Below are 19,777 nucleotides of genomic sequence, written 5' to 3' on the forward strand. Positions count from 1 at the left end.
TCTTCAGACATCGTTTTTTCTTACTGAAAATCTCACGACACGCCGAGAATCAGAGGACACGCACCGGCTCGTTCCGCGAACGTGTATGAATCTTCGAGCGTGACGTCGAACACGCGATGATCCTGTAATGCTCGCTCGCGAATTTACAGGATATGGGCAAGGAGACCGTCATGATGCAGGCACTGGACTACGCTCATCACTGAACATCATCCGCCCGCCAGAACCGAAAGAGAATCCCATGACCGACGTGACTCTGTATGACCGCGACCCGCTTTACATTCCCCGCGTGGCCGCCGTGCACGACATGTGCGGTTATGGCAAATGCTCGCTCACGGCGGCGATTCCGATTCTTTCGGCGGCCGGCTGCGACGTGTGCCCGGTACCTACCGCACTGTTTTCGGCGCACACCAAATACAAGGTGTTCACTTTCCACGACACAACGGATATCCTGAACGGGTACCTCGATGCCTGGCAGGCCGAGGATGTGGAACTCGACGGCATTTATTCCGGATTCCTTGGCTCCCCTGATCAGGTGGCAATCATCGAGCGGCTCTACCGCGAGTATCCGAATGCGTTGCGCTTGGTCGATCCGGTGATGGGCGATGGCGGCAGCATGTACCCCACGTATACGCCTGAATTGTGCGAGGCGATGGGGGCGTTGGCATTGGGCGCGGATGTGCTGATGCCGAACCTTACCGAGGCCGCGATTCTGACTAAGACTGAATATCCTGGGCATGATCTGGATGACGCGGCCGTGAACCGAATACTTGAGGCGCTGCTCGAGCTCGGTGCGAAGAACGTGGTGCTGAAGGGCATTGACCGTGGCGATGACCGCATCATCAACTATGTGGCGAGCGCAACCACCGGCGTGGAGCGGAAAATTGAGCTTGCCCATGAGAAACTTCCCTACATGATTCATGGCACCGGTGACGCATTCGCCTCCGCGCTGTGTGGCGCGGTGCTGGCAGGTCGCGGGCTTGCCGAATCGGCACGAATCGCCGGCGAGTTCGTGCGTCATGCGATGGCCAATACCCGTCATCAACCGCACTTCGAGGATCGCGGTTTGAGCTTCGAGCTCAATTTGGGCGAGCTGACTGGGCTTATCGGTTCTTGAAGTATCTGAGCAGGTGATTTTCCTGTGTGAACAGCACAGCTAGGAACGTGCCTAAGAGCACACCCAATACTGCAGCAACAGGTATGCGCAGCAATGTGTTGGTGAGAGCCGCAGCTTCGACTGCATTGTCATCCAACCAGACCCATGCAAGCAGCGGACCGGCCAATAACACTCCCACAATGCTCCAAGCGACGGTTTCCAACATGATCTGCGTCAGCAGCGCGGTTTTCGGCACGCCGCAGTGCAAGGCGGAAGCCATTTCCAATTTGCGCATGCGCGTGGCGATAAGGCCCAGCATCGCCGCCGCTGCAAGCGCAATCCACGGCGCGTAGGCGGTCAATCGTGATTTGAATAGCACGGCGCTATCCAAGGCGCTGCCTTTGGCGGTGTTGAGCTTGTAAATCTGCGGCCGCTCGGCTGTAGTCGCACCTGCCGTGCCATCGCCGGCCAGACGCAGCAACGATTCGAGATTCTTGGTTTGCGGCCATGCACGCACCCAGCATTGGCTGAAGGCCGCATTGGCCTCTGCGGGAACCGGAGTCAGAGCGGCATAGGAGAAGCCTGATTTTCTACCATCGTCAGGCCAGTCGAACACGCCGGCAACATGAAGACTGCGCCCATCCTGCAGTGCCAAGGACTGGCCGGATTGAGCTCGGAAAGGTGCGGCCGCTTCGCTAGACAGCAGCACACCTTCATGGTCCGAGGGCATGACCCCGGTTTCCTGGAGTTCGCCGTTCTTCCACTGCGTGCCGATAGTGCTTCTCATGAACACGCCCGCAGCGCCCGGTGTGATCTCATACAACGGCACGCTGGTCGATGGCAACGCGGCGAACACGAGTTTGTTTTCGGATTGCCGCACCGCTCCGGCCGCTTCGACCCCATTCAATGATGCGAGCCGGTCGCAGGCCGCGCCATCGATATGATTCGGGTATTCCAATATCCAGGTCGAGCCGCCTGATGCCACATATTCGTCCGTCTGCTTCTGAATGCCCGTAACGGTGAGCCAGTCGGCACCGGCAAGCAATACGATCAGGCATGCGAGTCCTATGGCCAGCGTGCAAGCGTGGCTGGTTCCGGTGAGGAGGTCTCGCCATGCCTCCCCCAGTATGCCGGCAAGTCGCATATGAGGCCGATGATCATTCCGTTTGCGCATGGGTCTCCCCGCTCTGCCAATCGCGCAGGTCAATCAGATCGGTGCAGGCGTCACGTGTGCGTGGATCATGGGTGGCCACCACCACGATGGCACCGCTCATCGAAAGGTTGTGCAGATGCTCGTTGACTGTGGCTGCCGTATTGAGGTCCAGCTGTGCGGTCGGCTCATCGACCAGCAGGAGGCCTGCATGTGAGGCGACGCCTCGGGCGAGCATCAGACGTTGCGCTTCACCGCCCGACAAATCCCGGAACGGCTTGCGTGCCAAAGCCGCCAAACCGAATGCTTCAAGCAGTTCCATCGCATGCGTTTCGGCGTCACGCCGTCGTTCCCCTCGCGCGATGAACGGCAAGGCCACATGGTCGATCGCCGAGCGACGGGCCACACCGTGCGGGTTCTGCAATACCCAGCACACGCGTCCGCAGCCGATACGTTCCACACTGCCAGCTACCGGAGTGACCCATCCGGCGATGATGGACAGCAATGTGGATTTGCCGGAGCCGGACGGCCCGGTCAGCGCGTACACATGTTTCGGCAGCAAGGTCATCGTGAGGTGACGGAACAGCATATCCTCGCCGGTACGGTCAAAACTGTGCCCCACGTCGGTAAGTACTACTTTTCTCGTTAACGTGCCGGCTCCCTCTGACGAGGGAGCTGTCGAGCTTCGCGAGACTGAGGGAGAGACATCACATGAATCTATCGGCGAAGCCGATCCCATTGCCGCAGTCACATCACTCACCGCCTTGGGCTGTGCAATGCGCAGCGGTCCGCGGCGTCACATCCACATGGTCGAATGCCTGATCATCACCAACGCTGACCATGGTCTTACCAAGCTGCGAGGCGATAATCAATACCGGCACCGGCTTCGCATCGACGCTCACGCAGCCTGAGCCGGCAGTCGCATCATAGATGGCGGATGGCGGCACACTCAGCGCGGTCAACGGCTGCTTCAGTTTCCAGTCATACGAAACGTTTACGGTTCCGCCAGCGGAAGAGCCCGCGGCATTCCCGGCCGCAACCCCGCCCACACTCATTGCACCGCTGGAATCCGAACCAAGTGAGGCCATGCGGAAGGCCACGGAATTATTGATGGCAGACAGCAATGCAGCATCGGTCAGCTCAGTGGAGTCAACCGGCACATCGAATGTCTGATCGCCGATGGTGATCACGCGCTCCCCTGCCACCACATCCGCGGCAGCAGCCGGCAACGTCGCCTTGAACGGAATTGCGGCCGTGGTGAACAGGTCCTGCCCTGCCGCGACCTGCCGGCCTATGGCAATGGAGGTTTGCTTGACCGTCACCGAATCGGCAGGCAACCATACGAACCAACCGGGGTCGATGGCCCAGCCGCTATCGCGACTCAACTGACGTGCGCCCACGGATTGCGCGAGCGCATTGTAGGCGGTGATGGTGTCCCAAGTCATTGCATCGGAATCCGGAGCATTGTAGCCCAGTCTGCGTAGCGCGGCGTTGAGCCCCGTCGCGTCTGGTCCGCGCATGCCGCTTTTGAGCTCCCGATACAGCGGCACATCGGTATGCAACGCCAGGACCGGCATGGCATCGACGTTGAACGCCACCTGCCCGGATGCGATAGACGCGCCGGCGCCCACGGAGATGCCGGTGACGGTACCGGAGGTCGGCGAAGCGACCACCGAGGACTCTCCCAGGCTCACGGTCAATGCGACCGAACGGGAGTCATCGAACTGAGCGGCCGCCACGTTCACCGTACCGGCTTCGGTATTGGAGACCAGTGAAGGCGGGATTTTGGAGCGGGTCAACAGGAAGCCCACACTCACCCCCATCGCGGCCATCACCAACGCCAGCAGTACCACGATGGAGATTGCCACGCCGTTGCGTGCGGCTCTGCGTTCGTTACGGACTGCCGTTGTTCTGGCCACTGTTTTGCTCCCCTGAGTCATGGCGCCGCCCTCCCTCGCTGTTTCGTGATGTTGCCGTTATTGATGCAGCGGATCGGACTGGCATGCCCAGAACTGCTGCCCTTTCGCTGAATTCTGGTCGTATTTGTAGTTTGGATTGGGCTGGCCATCGAATGTGGTGCTCATGTATTCGCCGAAGAATTCGTGCCAACGTTTGAGGTTGGTTTCGAACTGGCTCTTGTCAGTGAGTCCTACCGTGCTCATCGTGCTCATGTAGTCGTTCTCGCTGATGGGGCTCGGCAGCAGGTCATGCTTGGCATAGCATTGGTAGACCTTGCGTTCGAGGTCGACTTGGTCCACATGGTCGGGATTATTCTGCATGGCGATGTACAGGCTGGAGATATTGCCTGCCCCCGTTTTTGCATGGCATTGATCCATGATCTTGAGTTGTTCGTCGTCGGACATCGAGCCGCGGAATTGCCCCATGGATTCGCCTTGTTCCGCGTTCCAAGTGGCTTGCAATCCGTATGGTTCGAGGCACTTGTTATAGGCGTCGTATGCCTCCTGTACCTCGGTCTGCGTGATTGTGCCGTCTTTGAGAATGTTCCGGACCAGATCGGTGGGTGCTTTCTCGTATTCCTGTTTGAATTCGGCGGCATACGGGCCGGAGAAGGTGGGCTCGCCGTTCATGGCGGCTGCCTTGGCAGTGCTTCCAGCGTTCGAGGACGAACCGCACGCGGCAAGCATCACGCACATGAGTGCAACGGCCGCAATCAACATCATCATTCGGCTCGCCTGCACGCCCAGTGGCGTCGAATATCTCTTGTGCATGATGGCCTCCTCGCCTTTCACTGCCTCTCTTTTATGCATCGTATTGAGCTCATGCCCGGAATCCCAGCATCTATGTCATCTGATGGGTTACGTGATCGATCACTGGTTCAGCGGATCGGACTGGCATTGCCAGAATTGCCGGGCTTTATCGGCGTTGTAGTCGGAGTTCCTGCTGCCGTCATCGTTGTATTCCATGTAGATGTGGTAGAACTCGTTCCATGTGCGGGTCTTCTCCTCTATCTGCGCCTCACCGTCCGCACTGCTGACTTCCATCGCCAGATATTCCTGTTCACTCAACGGCTTGGGCAACAGGTCACGCTGCTTGAGGCATTGATATGACGCCTTCTGAAGCGCCTCGGTGCCGAGGTTGCCCGGATTGCCCTGCATTTCGTCGTACAATGCTTCAACATTCCACAGATCGGTCTTTTCGGCGCATTCCGTGTTCTTCTGGTTCATCTCGGCCTCGGTCAGCGCGCTGTCCCGCAACCGGGCGAGTTGGTTTTTCGTGGCGACCAATCCGTATGGCGCCAGGCATGCGTTTTGAGCGTCCAGGATCTCATTGAGCTCCGCATCGGTGATTTGGCAATCCTCCAAAATACGTTTGCCCAAATCGCTTTTGGATTGTTTGTAGGAATCCTTGAATTCATTGGCGAATGGACCGGAGAAATCCGGTGCCTTGCAGGCGGCGGCAGTGGATTGCGACGTCGTGCCATCTGCCGTGGCATTCGACGGCGAACCGCAAGCTACGCATGCCGCAAGCACAGACGCGGATACCAGCAGCGCAAGCACATGCCGAACATCATGTTGCATGCGCCCTTTGTTCGTTCCCCAACCAACCATGATGACCTCCCTGTCTCAATCCAGCATAGGCATGATGGCTCGGAAATCATCACACCGCTGTAGTCGCGAAGATTACAGGTATCGGTGCGAAACCAAAGCAGCAAAGGTACCGTGGAATCATCGGCAGGCAAGGATATCTAGCCGGAAAACCGTCGCATTCGCATCAGCGTCAAGTACCGGCCGGTAATCTCGCAAAGGAGGACTCCCATGAAGCGCGTACTGGCACATCGTATGGCCGTGTTGGCACTGGCTGCCGCTGTGACGTGCTCCACTGCTGCATGCAGTGCATCATCGTCGAGCACTGCCAAACAGCCGAAAGGCGAGCCTACGTTTTCAGGCCCTTGGGCTGAGGATTTCCGGTTGAGCTACGATCAGGCCCACGAAAACGGCAACACGTTCGCACAGACTGTGCTGAGCGACGAGCAGATCACCGAGGCGGAGGCCACGGAGGTAGCAAGCCGATACCAGTCCTGCATGGCGGATGCCGGGTTCGTGTATGACTATGTGAACCCGGATGGCTCCGCCCAAATGCAAACAGGCAATATGAGCGACGCCGAACAGCAGAGGTTCCATGAGCAGGACAGCGTTTGCTCCAGACAATCAGGTCAGATGTTCATCACGGCTCTCTACAACGCATTGCTTGAAGATCCTGATGGCGAACTGCGCAACCGTACAGCGGAGGAGATACGCCAGGATCTGGCGGAGTGCCTGAAGCGCAAGGGTGCGGTCGGTTCGGAGTTCACCGCGGAAGATGTTCCGATAGTCGACGCGGATGGCGAAGAATACGCCCAGTTCAGTCAGCAGTTCACCAATCCCGGCGGCAAGTACTACAGCGAACAGAATTACGAGAGCTGGGTCCAATGCAACGACGATCCTCGCAAGTAGATCGTAAGGCACTCACGTCTCCCCTTCAGACTTCTCCTTAAGACAGGGAGGCTTTTCTATGCCACTCGTCAGTCAAGCCCGCCGCATGACTTACTCGCAAGTCTCAAGCTTCTGCTGGAAATCTGCGTTCGCGCGTTGTGCTTCGCTGAACGGACCGGTGCCGTTTCTGCTGTCTCGCTCATAATCATCAATCGAATATGATTCGCCGACTATCCCCTGCTTGATATAGCAATCGATGATGGTCTGTCTTACATCCTTACCGTCGTTGTTCGGATTCAATTGCGCGGCGCTGGCCAGCTGCCAGATGGCGTTCGCACCATTGCGTTCGGTGCAGGTTTGCATGTCCTGGTTCACGGAAGCACCCCATGATTGCCGATCCTCTTGCGTCGCCCCACTCGGCGGATAGATGCTCATCTCGCCCAGCTCGCCCATGGTGATGGATTCCTTGTCATAGCCGAGATCGCCCAAGCACTGCACGACGCGATTGTTGAGTTCGGCCAGCTCACTGTCCGCGATAATGCCGTCGTCCAGGATGCCCGCAGCGAAATCATTGCCGTTCTGCCTCAATTGCTCGCGGGACTCACGCAATTCCGTTCCATAGTGGGCATTGAGGTCAATCCCCCCGCTGGTTTGCGGCTGAGACTGCGCAGCAGATGATGCGCAAGCTGACACCGAACACAATATACAGCTTGCGGCGACGGCGGCGACCATGACCTTTACCAATCGAAATCTGCCATATTGCTTGTTCATTGCGACTCCTTTGTCGATTGTTCGGAGGCCTGGATGTTGGCCAATGGTTCCAGCCATCGGTAATCGGATTCGGTGCCGCATTGGCTGACGATCGACGATTGTTGTTCGCCGCTCATCGATCCGCGAATCGGCACGACGCTCTCACCTATAGCTTCACCGTTACTGTCCGTAATCGTTTTGGCTTGCATTCCGTAGACGGATAGACATGCGTTATAGGCCTTGCGCACTTCGACGAGCTCGTCCGGCGTCACCACGCCGTCCTCGAGTATGTTGCGTCCGAGTTCGGTGTGCAGGTTGTTCCAAGCGGTCAACGCCTCGTACTTGTTCGGCCCGGTGAATTCTGGATGTTCGCTGCCAGTGGGCAACGTACGGCTGGAACCGTTGCGCGCATTGGACGCCACGTCGCTCCACGGTTGCGGAAGCAACGATGTCAGCAGTACGGCGATGGCGATGCATACGGCAAGGATGAGAGCAACCTTGAGATGGCGGCGCCGCCAGCGGCCGACTCCAACGGCGAAGACGCGCTGTGAATACTGTTGGTGTTGCTCATGTGGCTGATTGCTGCCACGAATCCTTGTCATCCTGGTCATGATGCGCGCCTCTCAGGTGCTGATGAACCAGGATGCATAGGGATGCGGGCATACAGTATCCAATCGCCATCCTCGGCTGTGGTGTTCAGCTCACCTCCCAGATCGTGGATGATGCGCTTGTGCATGGCGAGCCCGCTGCCGTGCGGTTTGAGGGCGGCTGGCATGCTGCCGTCGGCATTCGGTCCGTCATCGCCTGATCGGGCAATCGGATTGGTTTCCATGATTTCGATGGTGGTTGTACCGAAAGTAATCACACAGCAGTATTCGCCGGCATCTGGGCTCATGTGCCGGGTGATATTAGCTGTGATTTCACCGAGCAGGTTAATGGTTTCCTCAGCTGATTCGTCTGCGCAATTGTCCGGCAGATTGCCACGCGTTTCGATGTTTCCTGTGAATTGCAAATGAGCGAGCTTGCTATGCGCCTGTTGTATTGCCGTCTGAAGTTTGCTCCACTGCTCGGACGTGGCGTTGTCGCAGGATGAACGTTTCGGTATGGGACTCGCGGAGGGTTCCAGAGCAGAATCGGTGGCGGAATGCTCCGCATTGGAGTCATTGGAGTCATGTGACGATGGCTCAGACGATTGCGGCTGCTCAAGCAAATCGATGACATGATGGATTTCATCGAGCACGGACAAGGCCTGATCGTTGACGAACCGCCAATCCTGCTGTTCGTCGTGATATGCCGCGTCATCGCCGATGCGTCGCAACTCGCGTTGCGCGGTCAACGCGATGTATGAGAGCCCGCCACTGGCGGAATCATGGATGCGCGAGGCCAGGCGCGTGTTGCGTTGCAGGGTATCCAACTGCCATTGCTTGCGCTCCAGGGCCAAGGCTTGTTCGCGAATCTCATCGCGTTGTTTGCGCCATCGGAACGACATGCCGCCCATGGTGGCGAGCGTGAACATGCCGATGTAGTTAACCATGCCGATCCATGTGGCGGAAAGCGCATTGAAGGTGTTCAAAGCCACCGGCACGCATTCGGCAATCGTGACCGTGAGCAATGCGGCCACCGCCACGGGAATCGCACTGTCATACCCGATGATGGCAAGCGCCAGATACGCCGCCCACAACGGGTTCGGGCCGGATAGATCGAGCACGAACAGTCTGGCCACCACGGTAACGATAATCAGCCATCCTGAGATTCGTGGGATGAACGGCGAAAGCACAATGGCGATGACCGACAGACCGGAGAATAGGAAGTTCAGCGGGTATATCGGTGGTATCACCGACCATTCGATCAGGGTGGCCGCGAGCGTGAATGCCGCGATGGCAAGCCGGAACCAATGCGCCCGAATCCAGTGGACTGCTTCCGCAGCGGGTTTGCCGTTCATCACTCCCCCTCTGCTGCACCGGTCCACAAGGCCACGGCCGCGCCACGTGAAGCAACACCGAGCTTATGGATGGCACGGGTGAGATAGGTTTTGGCAGTCGAGGCATTGACCTGCATTTCAGCGGCGATCTGGTCAGTGGATAGCCCTCTGGAGCACAGGTTCATGGCTTCGGCTTCGCGGTCGGACAGGAGAAATTGACGAGGCATGCGCTGCCCGCTTAATCGGGCATGCGCCTGCGCCGCGGTTTCGAAGCCTTCACCCCATGTGCCGCCGGAGGCCACCGTGCGGATCGCTTCGATGATGGGCGTTTCGACTGATTTAGGCACAATGCCTTGTGCGCCGGCTGCGGCGGCTTTGCCGGAATACACGGCGAGTGAGAACGATGTGACGGCCAAAATCTTGACACGTGCGGTTTTGATGCGAATGGTTTTGCACACCACAAGTCCGGAGAGTTCGTCCATCGACATGTCGGTCAGGAGCACATTGGGGCTTTGCCGCGGGTCGAGGCAACGGGTGACCGCGTCCCTGCCTGATGTGGTTTTCCAAACGATGCGGGCTTCCGGCATGAGCTCGCTGATGGAGCGTTCGAGGAAAGCGAGCGAGAAGGCGTCGTTGTCCACAAGTCCGATGGTGACGATGGGGCGCACGACCTGCTGCTGCGATTGATGGTTGTGATCCACGTTGCCTTCTATTGCCGCTTGATTGGATATCTGATTGAACTGTTGATCGTCGCCGCTCATGATGTTCATGCCCTCCTGCGGCTTCGCTGCCGCCCCTTCTACGGCTACCGTAGCATCAGTGAACTTGTCACTATAAGGCGTGTTGTCATCCCGTGGATGACAACCAAAGCCTCATCACATGCCTACTGCCTTAACAAACGGTGGATAACCCGGTTTCCATCCACACGTTATCCACAACACGCCAAACCCCGTCATAGTATCCACATTTACCGGTTGCGCTTGTGCGGCGAAACGGTCAACCTGCACAGTGGATACATGAGTACTTCCCTATCATCGCAGATCCTTGAAGCCGGCAACGATGCCGTGCAACATTACCAACAGCCCATGTTGGATTCACCGCATGAGCACATGAGCGAACCATTGGACCATCTGGCCACGCTGATGGCGGACCCTCTGCTCTCCGCCAAACGTTTCGGAGTTCTTGGCGAGCATTACGCCGCGGCATGGCTGGAACAGCAAGGTTGGCAAACGTTGAGCCGCAATTGGCACACCCGATACGGCGAGCTGGACATCGTGATGATGGCACCAAGCCGAACCATCGTGTTCGTGGAGGTGAAGTCACGGCGCAACATGCATTTCGGCATGCCTCAGGAGGCGGTGACCCACGCCAAACAGATGAATCTTCGACGTGCCGCATGCGATTGGCTGATCGACAGGCGTAACCGCATACCTCATATCTCGATTCGTTTCGACGTCATCACCATTGTGATGGATATGGGGAAACCGTTGGTGCGCCACATCATCGCGGCGTTCTAGAAGGAGTCACAGCAATGCCCATCGGAAGCACATTCTCCGTAGGATTAATCGGATTAAAAGCCTTCATCATCCAAGTGCAGGCATTTATCAGTCCGGGACTACCCTATTTTTCCATCATTGGTCTGCCGGACACTTCACTATCCGAGGCACGCGAACGCGTGCGTTCCGCATGTCAGGCCAGCGGTTTTTCCTGGCCGCAAACGCGGGTAACCGTCAATATGAGTCCGGCGTCAGTGCCGAAACGAGGATCATCGCATGACCTGGCAATAGCGGCGAGCGTACTATGCGCGGCAAACGCCATCAGCCACAGTTGTCTGGAGAATACGATCGTGCTCGGAGAGGTGAACCTCGACGGTTCGGTACTGCCGATTCATGGTCTGCTTCCCATTATGCTGCATGCCAAAGAGCGCGGCATCCATAAGCTGATCGTCCCGTACCGCAACCTTGACGAAGCCCGGATGGTGGAGAACATGGATGTGGTCGGCGTGCAACATGTGGGCGAGCTCATCGAACTCATGGGAGGGAAAGCCACCTATCGTATGCCCGAACTGCCCCAGGGAAGCGAAGATGCCATAGACGCCACGTCCCAAACCGATGGCGTTCACCCTTGCGGGGATATGAGCGAAGTGTTAGGTCAGGAGCATGCCAAATGGGCCTTGCAGGTGGCTGCGGCAGGCGGGCATAACCTCATCATGACCGGACCTCCCGGAACGGGCAAAACCATGCTCGCATCACGTATGCCTGGCATCATGTGCCCTCTGGATGAGGCCGAGCAACTGGAAGTGGCGTCCATCCGATCATTGTGCGGCACATTGCCGCAATATGGCATCACCGATGTGCCTCCTTTCGAAGCACCACATCATACCGCCACGACAGCGGCGCTGGTGGGCGGAGGCAGCGGTCTGGCAACACCCGGCGCCATCACCAGGGCGCATCGCGGCATTCTGTTTCTCGACGAGGCTCCGGAATTCAGCGCACGCGCGTTGCAAACCATGCGCGAGCCGTTGGAATCCGGGTACGTGGCCCTCTCCCGCTCAAAAGGCAGCACCTACTATCCCGCCGCATTCCAACTCATCATGGCTGCGAATCCATGCCCATGCGGCTACTATTACGGCACCGGCGAGCGCTGCACATGCAAGGAGAAGGAACGCATGCGCTACTTCTCCAGACTTTCCGGCCCGATTCTCGACCGCGTGGATATTCAGCTCGCAGTCCCGCCAGTGTCCCGCATCGTCCAGCAATCCGAACCACAGGGAGAGTCCAGCCAAACCATTCGCGCCCGCGTGATTCAGGCACGGCGTATGGCAATGCGCAGGTTCGAACAGTTCGGCTGGACCTGCAACGCTCAGGCGTCCGGCAAATGGCTGCATGCCAATACGTCGCTCAAAGCCGTCGAACTCGTCAATAAAGCGCTCAACAACCATCAGCTCACGTTGCGAGGCGCGGATAGAGCCATGCGCCTCGCATGGACGCTTTCCGATCTGGACGGCAGAACCAGCCCAACCGAACAGGATGTCCATCAGGGCATCGAATTGAGAACGAGGATGTCATGACCGAACACAATCCCATACCGATACTGTCACGCGACGCCCTGTTTCGGGCGGCGCTCACCTTCTGCCTGGATGGGGCAGACGCCTCGATGTACGCCACGCTGAAAGGCGCCGGCCAGGCGGAAACCATATGGCATATACTCGTTGAAGCGCACCCGAGCGGCTCCAGCAGCAACTGCGAACCTGCGATGAAGGAACTGGAGCGCATGTTCATCGAAGGGTTGATTCGCTGGGGTCGCAAACCCTCGAACGCCATCATGAACGCATTCCGCACGGCGGTGGCCAGTTGGCATAATCGCATGCAGGATCTGCCGAATCGCGATCCATTGGCTCTTGCCGACTGGTTCACCGTGGACGGCACGCAATGGATCGTCACTCCTGCCAGTCCCTGGTGGCCTCAACAATTGGAGGATCTGGCCATTCGGTCCGACTGGGCACCACCATTGTGTCTCTGGGGCAAGGGCGATCCTCGAGCGCTTACCAGCTGCGATAAACCTCTAGGCATCGTGGGATCGCGCGATGTCACCGAATATGGCAGATATGTTGCTCATACCCTAGCTGAGCAGGCTGCCGTCTCAGGGCATCTAGTAGTATCCGGCGGAGCCATGGGCACCGACGCCGCCGCGCATTGGGGTGCCTTAAACGCATTGCATGGACGCAATCAATCCGGTATCGGGCGAACGGTCGCCGTGTTCGCGGGTGGTCTCAATCATATGGGCCCCATGCGCAACCACGAACTGTTCGAACGCATCGAGGGGCAATCAGGAGCACTGATCAGCGAACTGTGTCCGAATGTGATTCCTGAAGCCAGACGGTTCCTATTACGTAACCGAATCATCGCGGCGCTTTCCTCCACATTGGTGGTCGCCCAGGCCCGCCTGCGTTCAGGTGCGCTCAACACCGCGGGATGGGCGTGCGAATTGATGCGCGAGGTCTATGCGGCACCCGGAGACATCAACCAGCCGGTGAATGCCGGATGCAACAAAATCATCAACGAGCAGAAAGCCGTGCTGCTATGCGCGGCAACCCGGATAGAAGACATCTGCCATGAGCCACATCGACCCATCATGGCGTTCGACCCGCCACGCCATGAACCAGACACGAATCAATCACAACCGCCGAAGGAGGCACGGCAGACACAGCATGCCCAGCAACAACATCTTCCGGGAAACGCGCGCAATCAGCATCGGCCGCAACAGCCGGACGTTTCCAACATGCCCGATTTGAGGAATCAGCCCTCAGCGGCCGACGGCAAAGCGCAAGTCATCAAGCTCAGCAATCTGCCGGAATCGCAGCGGTTGATGGCCGCCCTCATCCGAGAATGCAACAAACGGCACCTGATCACCACACCTGACGCGCTGCTGCGCATGGCCAAGACCAGCGCCCCGGATGATATTACGAATATCGCCACGGTATTGGAAATACTCGGCACCATGGAACTGGCGGGTATCGTGACGAGGAAGGCGGATGCCATGGTGCTCAGCGACTTGGTTGTCTGACTGTCTTTCGCCTATCATCCACATCACTTGCCGGTCTTGTCCCGCACCGCAGGCATTGATGATTGACGGACTCTGTTCGGCGGGTGTGCGAGAATCAAACCCATGAGTCCGAAACGTTTGGAAGATATGTATGATGCGGTCATCGTCGGCGCCGGAGCCGCCGGCCTGTCGGCTGCGCTCGGTTTGCTGCGCTCCCCCGAGGTCGCGGAGCTGAGGGAACAGGGTCTCGATCCGAAGATTCTCGTGGTCTCCAAATTGCAGCCATTGCGCTCGCACACCGGTTCCGCAGAAGGTGGCATCGCAGCCAGCCTAGGCAATATCGAATCCGATGATTGGCATTGGCATTATTACGACACCATCAAGGGCGGCGATTGGCTGGTCGATCAGGATGCCGCGAAGCTGCTCGCCGAGTATGCGCCGGAAACCGTCATCAATCTGGAGCGTCAGGGTGTGGCGTTCTCACGCACCGAAGACGGGCATATCGCCCAACGACGATTCGGCGGTCATACCCGTGATTTCGGCGGAGAACCGGTCAAGCGCGCCGCCTATGCCGCTGACCGTATCGGCCATCAGATCTTGCATACGCTCTGGCAGCAGTGCGTGGCACAAGGCGTCGAATTCGCGGAGGAATGGTACGTCACCGATCTGGTGCTCACCGAGGATGGTAGCCAGGCTGCCGGCATCGTGGCGATGGACACCCATACCGGCAAGATCCATGCCATTCATGCCCGCAATGTGCTAATCGCCACCGGCGGTGCAGGCCGGCTGTTCCATACCACATCGAACTCCTGGGATTTGACCGGCGACGGCATGGCCTTGGCCCTTGCATCAGGCCTTCAGCTTGAGGATATCGAATTCGTGCAGTTCCACCCCACTGGACTTGCGCATACGGGCATCCTGCTCTCTGAAGCGGCCCGCGCCGAAGGCGGTATTCTGCGCAATGCGGAGGGTGAGGCGTTCATGGAACGATACGCCCCCGAACACAAGGACCTGGCGGCCCGTGATGTGGTGTCCCGCTCCATCATGGCCGAAATCGACGCAGGCCGAGGCGTGGCCGACCCGAAGGATCCCAATGGTCCAAAGGACTGCGTCTGGCTGGATATGACCGGTATCGATCCCAAGCGTATGGCCCAGGCGCTGCCTCAGGTGGTGGAGACCATCGAACAATACGCGAATCTCGATCCCGCCAAGGATCTGATTCCGATCAAGCCCACGGCGCATTACACGATGGGCGGTCTGCCCATCACCACGGATGGCGAAGTCTACCGTTGGGACGGCACCCGTCGCACTGTGGTAGACGGCCTGTTTGCGGCCGGCGAATGCTCCTGCGTGTCCGTGCATGGCGCGAACCGATTGGGCGGCAACTCATTGCTCGACGCATGCCTGTTCGGCACGCGTTCCGGGCGCACGCTAGCGGCACGCATCGTCGAGAACCCCGCCGGCTCTCCTATGGCGGACGATGCATCCGATGAGCTGTTGACCGCCGCAGTCGATCAAGCCGCCGACATGCGCAATCAGGAGCTCGACAAGCTTTTGCAAGGGTCCACTGCGGCTGGACAGTCTGATCACGGCGAGGGCGATGAGAACGCCTATGCGCTCATGGCCCGTTTGGGTTCCATTATGGAGCGCGCCTTGGCGGTACGGTGCAGCGCCGACACTATCGGAAACGCACTGGAACAGCTGAACACCAGCATTAGGCCCGCCGCCGAGGCTCTGCATGCGCATGACAAGACGGCAGCGTTCAATCAGGAGGTGACAGCCATTTGGGAGGTACGTCACCTCATCGAACTTGCCGAAGCGGTGCTGCAAGCTTCCGACGCCCGCCATGAATCACGTGGCTCGATGCGCCGACTTGACTTCCCCGAACGAGACGATGAGCATTTCCTAGCGCATTCCATGGTCTCTGCCGACGGTACGGTGACGTTCAAACCGGTGATCATTACCGATTACCCACCCAAGAAGCGTGAATACTGACCCGGCCCAGGGCTTGTGGCACAATAGGTTGGCTGATTAGTCAGATAATGACGCACTGTTTCATGGAGGCAAAGCATGGTTGAGGCGAGCAACACAACGGTTACCCTTCAGGTACACCGGTTCGCGCCACGCGCCGAACGCGCTGAGCGTGCTCGCGGCGGTAGCCCGTTCGCCCGTAAGAGCTCTCCGTTCGGCGGCGGTTCCGAGTCGGCGTCCCGTCGCCGTCCACGTGGTAAACAGTGGGTGCAGGAGTATACGATTCCCGCCCGCCCAGAAGACACCATATTGGATTGTCTGCTGGCCATCAAACGCACCATCGATCCGACGCTTGCCTTCCGATACTCGTGCGGCCATGGCATGTGCGGATCGGATGCCGTGTCCATCAACGGCACCCCGACATTGCTATGCACGGCCTCCATTCGAGACTGGGCCAAGCAGCCGGGCGCATTGCCCCAGGTGGATGACGAAGGATTCCGCCATATTGGCGAAGATGAATCCGACGGTGGCGCATCCGACGATGGCGCTTCTCTCGGTGTCATCGAGCTCGCTCCCCTGCCTGGGTTCCCGCCGCAGCGTGATCTCATCGCAGACATCGATCCGATGCTGAACCAGATTCGCAAACTCACCCCGTATCTTGAGGCCGATGGCGTGCTCGCCACCACCGAAGAGGGCAAGGTGAACGCGTTCGAGTATTTGCAACACCCTGAGCAGCTTGCCAAGTACGAGACGCTCAGCAACTGCATCGCCTGTGGCGTATGCGAAGGTTCCTGCCCGGTATTCGCCGGTGGCGACGCCTTCATTGGCCCGGCCGCATTGATTTGGTCATCCCGTTTCATCAACGATTCGAGGGACGCCAAAACCATGGAACGCATGGATGCCATCGATACCGCTGATGGCGTGGCCGCATGCCAGTCGGTGCGAGCATGCTCCCGTCATTGCCCGCGTGGCATCGACGTCGGCGAGGAGATGTGGCAGATCGTGGCCAAAGTCCGCGAACGCTGATCGGAGCCGCATGGCAACGCTCAACGATTGAGCACTATGAGCATTGAGCAGCACACTATATAGAGGAACGGTTATGGATAAGACGCAGTATACGAATCTTGCCAAGGCATGGGAATTTGCCGAGGATCATGCCAGGCAGCGTGAAGCCCAACCGGTTGTTGCGGCCCGCGAAGTAGCCGAACAGACGGGCCAGCCTCAGGGATCCGCAGCCCAGGCGCAGCTGCTGGCCCTGCTGGCGCGTATTACCGGCGCTTCTTCAGTAATTGCCATCGGCACGGGCTCTTTGGTGGAAACCATGCAATTGGTGCATGCATTGAACGGCACCGGGCAACTCACCGCCGTCGATTCCACCGCGCAAGGCATCGCGATGATTCGCAAGGCGTTCTCTGAGCTGCAGGACACCACCGATACGTCATTGCGTGCGGTCAATGCCGCGGCAAGCGTGTTCCTTCCCCGGTTGAACGCCAATGATTACGATATGATCGTCGTGGCTGGCGATGCCGCCAACTATGCGTCCACATTTGCCCAGGCCTCTCGTTTGCTGCGTTCGCACGGCGTCATCGCTTTTACCGATGCTCTGGCCACCTATGGCGATCACGGTGGTGTGCTCGATGCTGCTGATCGCAGCGCCAAGGCCGTGGCCATGCGTGAACTGATCGCCACAGTGGAAGAAGACGAGAACTTCGAGTCGACCCTGACGCCTGACGGCACGGGTCTGCTGCTCGCGTTTAAGAAGTAATACTTTTTGATAGCGAATAATAAAAAACCGTGCCGCTGAAGCTGATACACAGTGGCACGGTTTTTTATTCGCTATTGCACACCAATGGTGCTAGTGGCGATTTCAACGGCCTCTTCGGGATCATCGGTGACCGTGACCAGATGTGGGTCGATGGAGGAAATCATGCCGCGTTCTTTCACTGGCCCGTTCAGCCAGTCGAACAGCCCTTGCCAGTAGGCTTTATCGAATAATACGACCGGCATATTCGCCACCTTGTGCGTCTGCACCAGTGTCAGTAATTCGAACATCTCATCCAGCGTGCCGAAGCCTCCCGGACAGACGATGACGCCCGAGCTGTACTTGACGAACATCGTTTTCCTGACGAAGAAATATCGGAAGCTCATGCCGAGGTTCACCCACTGGTTCAACCCCTGCTCATGAGGCAGCTCGATGCCCAGCCCCACCGACTTGCCTCCGGCGAGCGCCGCTCCCCTATTCGCGGCCTCCATAATGCCCGGACCGCCACCGGTGATGACCGCGATGTTGTTCTTGGCAAGGAGGGTGCCCATACGTCGTGCCGCTTTATACGATGGCTCGGTTCGTGCGGTACGTGCTGAACCGAAAATCGCCACGGCAGGTCCAAGCTCGGCAAGGGCCCCGAATCCGTCCACGAACTCCGATTGGATTCTGAGCACACGCCACGGATCCATATGCAGCCAATCGGTATCCTGATCGGTTTTCAGTAAATTGGCGGTGGTGTTATCCGAGGGAATCATCTGACCACGAAGAATCACCGGACCACGATGGTAGGTATCTCCCAATGGCGAATAATCCTCGTTCATTGCCGGGGTCTGCTGTTCCTCCGTCATACGTTACCTTCTTCGTGTGCCATGTTGTGCAGTGCCGTCGCCTGTTCATACCGTTTGGATTGACGGCTTAATAATATGCCGGATATTACCGCGGATACCAATGACCCCACAAGCACGCCGAACCGGGCTTCCGCGGAAAGCTCGGCATTGCTGTATGCCAAAGACGCAATCAGGAAGGATACGGTGAAGCCGATACCGCAGGCGCACGCCGTGGGGATCATATCGCGTACGCGCAATCCTTTGGCCATCTTCAATCCGCCCACATGGGTCGCCAGCCATGCGGTCGTGATGATGCCCAATGGCTTGCCTACGGCGAGTGCTACAACCAATGCAATCACCAGCGGGGACAGCATCAGCGCTGGGCTCAGCTCCTCGAAATGCACGCCGGTGGCGAACAAGGCGAATATCGGCAAGGCCAACAACGCGGAGAACGGCTGGAGTTTTTCGGCGTATCGTGCGGCACGTGGCGTGGTCTCGCCGAACACTTCACGAGACGGCGTGGAGAGTCCCACCACCACGCCGGCGAGCGTCGGATGTACGCCGGCTTCGAACATCATGATCCACGCAAGAATGCCTACCACAGCAACGGCGATCCACGGCACTCGGCGCATACGCACCAACATGGACCACACCACCGCGCATACAGCGATGCCAAGGAACCAGTACCAGGCGTTGACCGATGAGAAGAACAATGCGATCAAAATGATCGCCAGCAAATCGTCCACGGTGGCCAGCGTCATCAGAAACGCGCGAATCGAGCCTGGCAGAGCTTTGGCGAACAGTGCCAGCACAGCCAGCGAAAAGGCGATATCGGTGGCGGTAGGCACGGCCCAGCCGTGCGCCATCTCGCCAAACGGTATGCTGCTGCCGGTGGTGGTGAGAATCAGGCTGCCGGTGCTGCCAGGACCATATTGGGAGAACACCGCAATAGTCAGCAGGAACAACACTGGCGGAGCCAACATGCCGCCCACCGCACAAAGCATCGGCACGGCCGCCGCCTTGGGATTGGAAAGTGAGCCGGTGGTGAGCTCCTGCTTCAATTCGAGACCGACGGTCAGGAAAAAGATCGTCAGCAATCCATCTTGCGCCCAATGACCGACCGGCAAATCGATATTGGTGTGAGGAATACCGATGTGCGTTTCCGCGATAATCTCAAACAGATGGTAGGTCCATGGCAGGTTGGCGCATACCAGACCGATCAGCGCAAAGCCCAGCATGATGAGACCGGAGATGCGATCGGAGGCGGCAATCCGCTTGATCACGCTCCATGCACTCCGTTTGGCCCCTGTTCCTGTCATTAC

General features: G+C 58.3%; 19 protein-coding genes. 8 read left to right on the plus strand and 11 right to left on the minus strand.

Features of this window, described 5'->3' with window-relative positions; genetic code table 11:
• The first annotated feature begins 238 nt into the window (after positions 1-238).
• A complete protein-coding gene (locus F7D08_RS04105; protein WP_152209424.1) occupies positions 239-1,114 on the plus strand; it encodes a pyridoxamine kinase in 876 nt (291 codons plus the stop codon).
• Here the strand turns inward: F7D08_RS04105 and F7D08_RS04110 are convergent.
• The 5 genes from F7D08_RS04110 to F7D08_RS04130 form a co-directional block, all read right to left on the minus strand.
• Positions 1,101-2,267 (minus strand): hypothetical protein, encoded by a 1,167-nt coding sequence (locus F7D08_RS04110; protein WP_152209425.1) that lies wholly within the window; start codon positions 2,265-2,267, stop codon positions 1,101-1,103. The two genes, F7D08_RS04105 and F7D08_RS04110, sit on opposite strands and share 14 nt — an antisense overlap.
• Complete coding sequence (locus F7D08_RS04115; RefSeq protein WP_226803370.1) at positions 2,251-2,865, minus strand: ATP-binding cassette domain-containing protein; 615 nt, start codon at positions 2,863-2,865, stop codon at positions 2,251-2,253. Before F7D08_RS04115 ends, F7D08_RS04110 begins: the two co-directional genes overlap by 17 nt.
• A 130-nt stretch (positions 2,866-2,995) precedes the next feature.
• Entirely contained in the window at positions 2,996-4,183 is a 1,188-nt protein-coding gene (locus F7D08_RS04120) for a hypothetical protein (RefSeq protein ID WP_152209426.1), read from the minus strand.
• Between the two features lie 36 nt (positions 4,184-4,219).
• On the minus strand, positions 4,220-4,972 hold the full coding sequence (locus tag F7D08_RS04125; protein ID WP_152209427.1) for a hypothetical protein: 753 nt from the start codon (positions 4,970-4,972) through the stop codon (positions 4,220-4,222).
• 99 nt (positions 4,973-5,071) lie between these two features.
• On the minus strand, positions 5,072-5,812 hold the full coding sequence (locus F7D08_RS04130; RefSeq protein ID WP_152209428.1) for a hypothetical protein: 741 nt from the start codon (positions 5,810-5,812) through the stop codon (positions 5,072-5,074).
• A 207-nt stretch (positions 5,813-6,019) separates the two neighbouring features.
• On the opposite strand from F7D08_RS04130, the gene F7D08_RS04135 reads away from it, so the two are divergent.
• A complete protein-coding gene (locus F7D08_RS04135; protein ID WP_152209429.1) occupies positions 6,020-6,697 on the plus strand; it encodes a hypothetical protein in 678 nt (225 codons plus the stop codon).
• A gap of 90 nt (positions 6,698-6,787) precedes the next feature.
• Here F7D08_RS04135 and F7D08_RS04140 read toward each other — a convergent pair whose 3' ends face one another.
• The 4 genes from F7D08_RS04140 to F7D08_RS04155 are packed head-to-tail and all read right to left on the minus strand — an operon-like array spanning position 6,788 to position 10,117.
• The gene (locus F7D08_RS04140; protein ID WP_152209430.1) at positions 6,788-7,447 is read right to left on the minus strand and encodes a hypothetical protein; all 660 of its coding nucleotides are present in this window, start codon (positions 7,445-7,447) and stop codon (positions 6,788-6,790) included.
• Positions 7,444-8,037, minus strand: coding sequence for a hypothetical protein (locus F7D08_RS04145; protein ID WP_152209431.1), 594 nt, complete (start codon positions 8,035-8,037; stop codon positions 7,444-7,446). The genes F7D08_RS04140 and F7D08_RS04145 overlap by 4 nt, the downstream gene beginning before the upstream one ends.
• Complete coding sequence (locus tag F7D08_RS04150; RefSeq protein WP_152209432.1) at positions 8,034-9,368, minus strand: sensor histidine kinase; 1,335 nt, start codon at positions 9,366-9,368, stop codon at positions 8,034-8,036. Before F7D08_RS04150 ends, F7D08_RS04145 begins: the two co-directional genes overlap by 4 nt.
• Entirely contained in the window at positions 9,368-10,117 is a 750-nt protein-coding gene (locus F7D08_RS04155) for a response regulator transcription factor (protein ID WP_152209433.1), read from the minus strand. The genes F7D08_RS04150 and F7D08_RS04155 overlap by 1 nt, the downstream gene beginning before the upstream one ends.
• 246 nt (positions 10,118-10,363) lie before the next feature.
• Here F7D08_RS04155 and F7D08_RS04160 point away from each other — a divergent pair, with 246 nt between their 5' ends.
• The 6 genes from F7D08_RS04160 (at position 10,364) to F7D08_RS04185 (ending at position 17,628) form a co-directional block, all read left to right on the plus strand.
• A complete protein-coding gene (locus tag F7D08_RS04160; RefSeq protein ID WP_152209434.1) occupies positions 10,364-10,864 on the plus strand; it encodes a YraN family protein in 501 nt (166 codons plus the stop codon).
• 14 nt (positions 10,865-10,878) lie between these two features.
• Positions 10,879-12,417 carry a YifB family Mg chelatase-like AAA ATPase gene (locus F7D08_RS04165; RefSeq protein WP_152209435.1) on the plus strand — a complete coding sequence of 513 codons (1,539 nt, stop codon included), beginning with the start codon at positions 10,879-10,881 and terminating at the stop codon, positions 12,415-12,417.
• Positions 12,414-13,913 (plus strand): DNA-processing protein DprA, encoded by a 1,500-nt coding sequence (locus tag F7D08_RS04170; RefSeq protein ID WP_152209436.1) that lies wholly within the window; start codon positions 12,414-12,416, stop codon positions 13,911-13,913. The genes F7D08_RS04165 and F7D08_RS04170 overlap by 4 nt, the downstream gene beginning before the upstream one ends.
• A gap of 102 nt (positions 13,914-14,015) precedes the next feature.
• Positions 14,016-15,887 carry an FAD-binding protein gene (locus F7D08_RS04175; RefSeq protein ID WP_152209437.1) on the plus strand — a complete coding sequence of 624 codons (1,872 nt, stop codon included), beginning with the start codon at positions 14,016-14,018 and terminating at the stop codon, positions 15,885-15,887.
• A gap of 75 nt (positions 15,888-15,962) precedes the next feature.
• Complete coding sequence (locus F7D08_RS04180) at positions 15,963-16,889, plus strand: succinate dehydrogenase/fumarate reductase iron-sulfur subunit (protein ID WP_152209438.1); 927 nt, start codon at positions 15,963-15,965, stop codon at positions 16,887-16,889.
• Between the two features lie 73 nt (positions 16,890-16,962).
• Positions 16,963-17,628 (plus strand): O-methyltransferase, encoded by a 666-nt coding sequence (locus F7D08_RS04185; protein ID WP_152209439.1) that lies wholly within the window; start codon positions 16,963-16,965, stop codon positions 17,626-17,628.
• Between the two features lie 71 nt (positions 17,629-17,699).
• Here the strand turns inward: F7D08_RS04185 and F7D08_RS04190 are convergent, their stop codons facing one another.
• Both F7D08_RS04190 and F7D08_RS04195 read right to left on the minus strand, forming a co-directional pair.
• Complete coding sequence (locus F7D08_RS04190) at positions 17,700-18,476, minus strand: LOG family protein (RefSeq protein WP_152209440.1); 777 nt, start codon at positions 18,474-18,476, stop codon at positions 17,700-17,702.
• A complete protein-coding gene (locus F7D08_RS04195) occupies positions 18,473-19,774 on the minus strand; it encodes a Na+/H+ antiporter NhaA (RefSeq protein ID WP_152209441.1) in 1,302 nt (433 codons plus the stop codon). The genes F7D08_RS04190 and F7D08_RS04195 overlap by 4 nt, the downstream gene beginning before the upstream one ends.
• Positions 19,775-19,777 lie beyond the last annotated feature (3 nt).

This window comes from Bifidobacterium cebidarum, assembly GCF_009193305.1.
GTDB classification, from domain to species: domain Bacteria; phylum Actinomycetota; class Actinomycetes; order Actinomycetales; family Bifidobacteriaceae; genus Bifidobacterium; species Bifidobacterium cebidarum.

Excerpts from the sequence above, each read along its gene's own strand:
- F7D08_RS04105 (WP_152209424.1), top strand. The coding sequence starts at position 239 with ATGACCGACGTGACTCTGTATGACCGCGACCCGCTTTACATTCCCCGC.
- F7D08_RS04110 (WP_152209425.1), bottom strand. The coding sequence starts at position 2,267 with ATGCGCAAACGGAATGATCATCGGCCTCATATGCGACTTGCCGGCATA.
- F7D08_RS04120 (WP_152209426.1), bottom strand. The coding sequence starts at position 4,183 with ATGACTCAGGGGAGCAAAACAGTGGCCAGAACAACGGCAGTCCGTAAC.
- F7D08_RS04125 (WP_152209427.1), bottom strand. The coding sequence starts at position 4,972 with ATGCACAAGAGATATTCGACGCCACTGGGCGTGCAGGCGAGCCGAATG.
- F7D08_RS04130 (WP_152209428.1), bottom strand. The coding sequence starts at position 5,812 with ATGGTTGGTTGGGGAACGAACAAAGGGCGCATGCAACATGATGTTCGG.
- F7D08_RS04135 (WP_152209429.1), top strand. The coding sequence starts at position 6,020 with ATGAAGCGCGTACTGGCACATCGTATGGCCGTGTTGGCACTGGCTGCC.
- F7D08_RS04140 (WP_152209430.1), bottom strand. The coding sequence starts at position 7,447 with ATGAACAAGCAATATGGCAGATTTCGATTGGTAAAGGTCATGGTCGCC.
- F7D08_RS04145 (WP_152209431.1), bottom strand. The coding sequence starts at position 8,037 with ATGACCAGGATGACAAGGATTCGTGGCAGCAATCAGCCACATGAGCAA.
- F7D08_RS04150 (WP_152209432.1), bottom strand. The coding sequence starts at position 9,368 with ATGAACGGCAAACCCGCTGCGGAAGCAGTCCACTGGATTCGGGCGCAT.
- F7D08_RS04155 (WP_152209433.1), bottom strand. The coding sequence starts at position 10,117 with ATGAACATCATGAGCGGCGACGATCAACAGTTCAATCAGATATCCAAT.
- F7D08_RS04160 (WP_152209434.1), top strand. The coding sequence starts at position 10,364 with ATGAGTACTTCCCTATCATCGCAGATCCTTGAAGCCGGCAACGATGCC.
- F7D08_RS04165 (WP_152209435.1), top strand. The coding sequence starts at position 10,879 with ATGCCCATCGGAAGCACATTCTCCGTAGGATTAATCGGATTAAAAGCC.
- F7D08_RS04170 (WP_152209436.1), top strand. The coding sequence starts at position 12,414 with ATGACCGAACACAATCCCATACCGATACTGTCACGCGACGCCCTGTTT.
- F7D08_RS04175 (WP_152209437.1), top strand. The coding sequence starts at position 14,016 with ATGAGTCCGAAACGTTTGGAAGATATGTATGATGCGGTCATCGTCGGC.
- F7D08_RS04180 (WP_152209438.1), top strand. The coding sequence starts at position 15,963 with ATGGTTGAGGCGAGCAACACAACGGTTACCCTTCAGGTACACCGGTTC.
- F7D08_RS04185 (WP_152209439.1), top strand. The coding sequence starts at position 16,963 with ATGGATAAGACGCAGTATACGAATCTTGCCAAGGCATGGGAATTTGCC.
- F7D08_RS04190 (WP_152209440.1), bottom strand. The coding sequence starts at position 18,476 with ATGACGGAGGAACAGCAGACCCCGGCAATGAACGAGGATTATTCGCCA.
- F7D08_RS04195 (WP_152209441.1), bottom strand. The coding sequence starts at position 19,774 with ATGACAGGAACAGGGGCCAAACGGAGTGCATGGAGCGTGATCAAGCGG.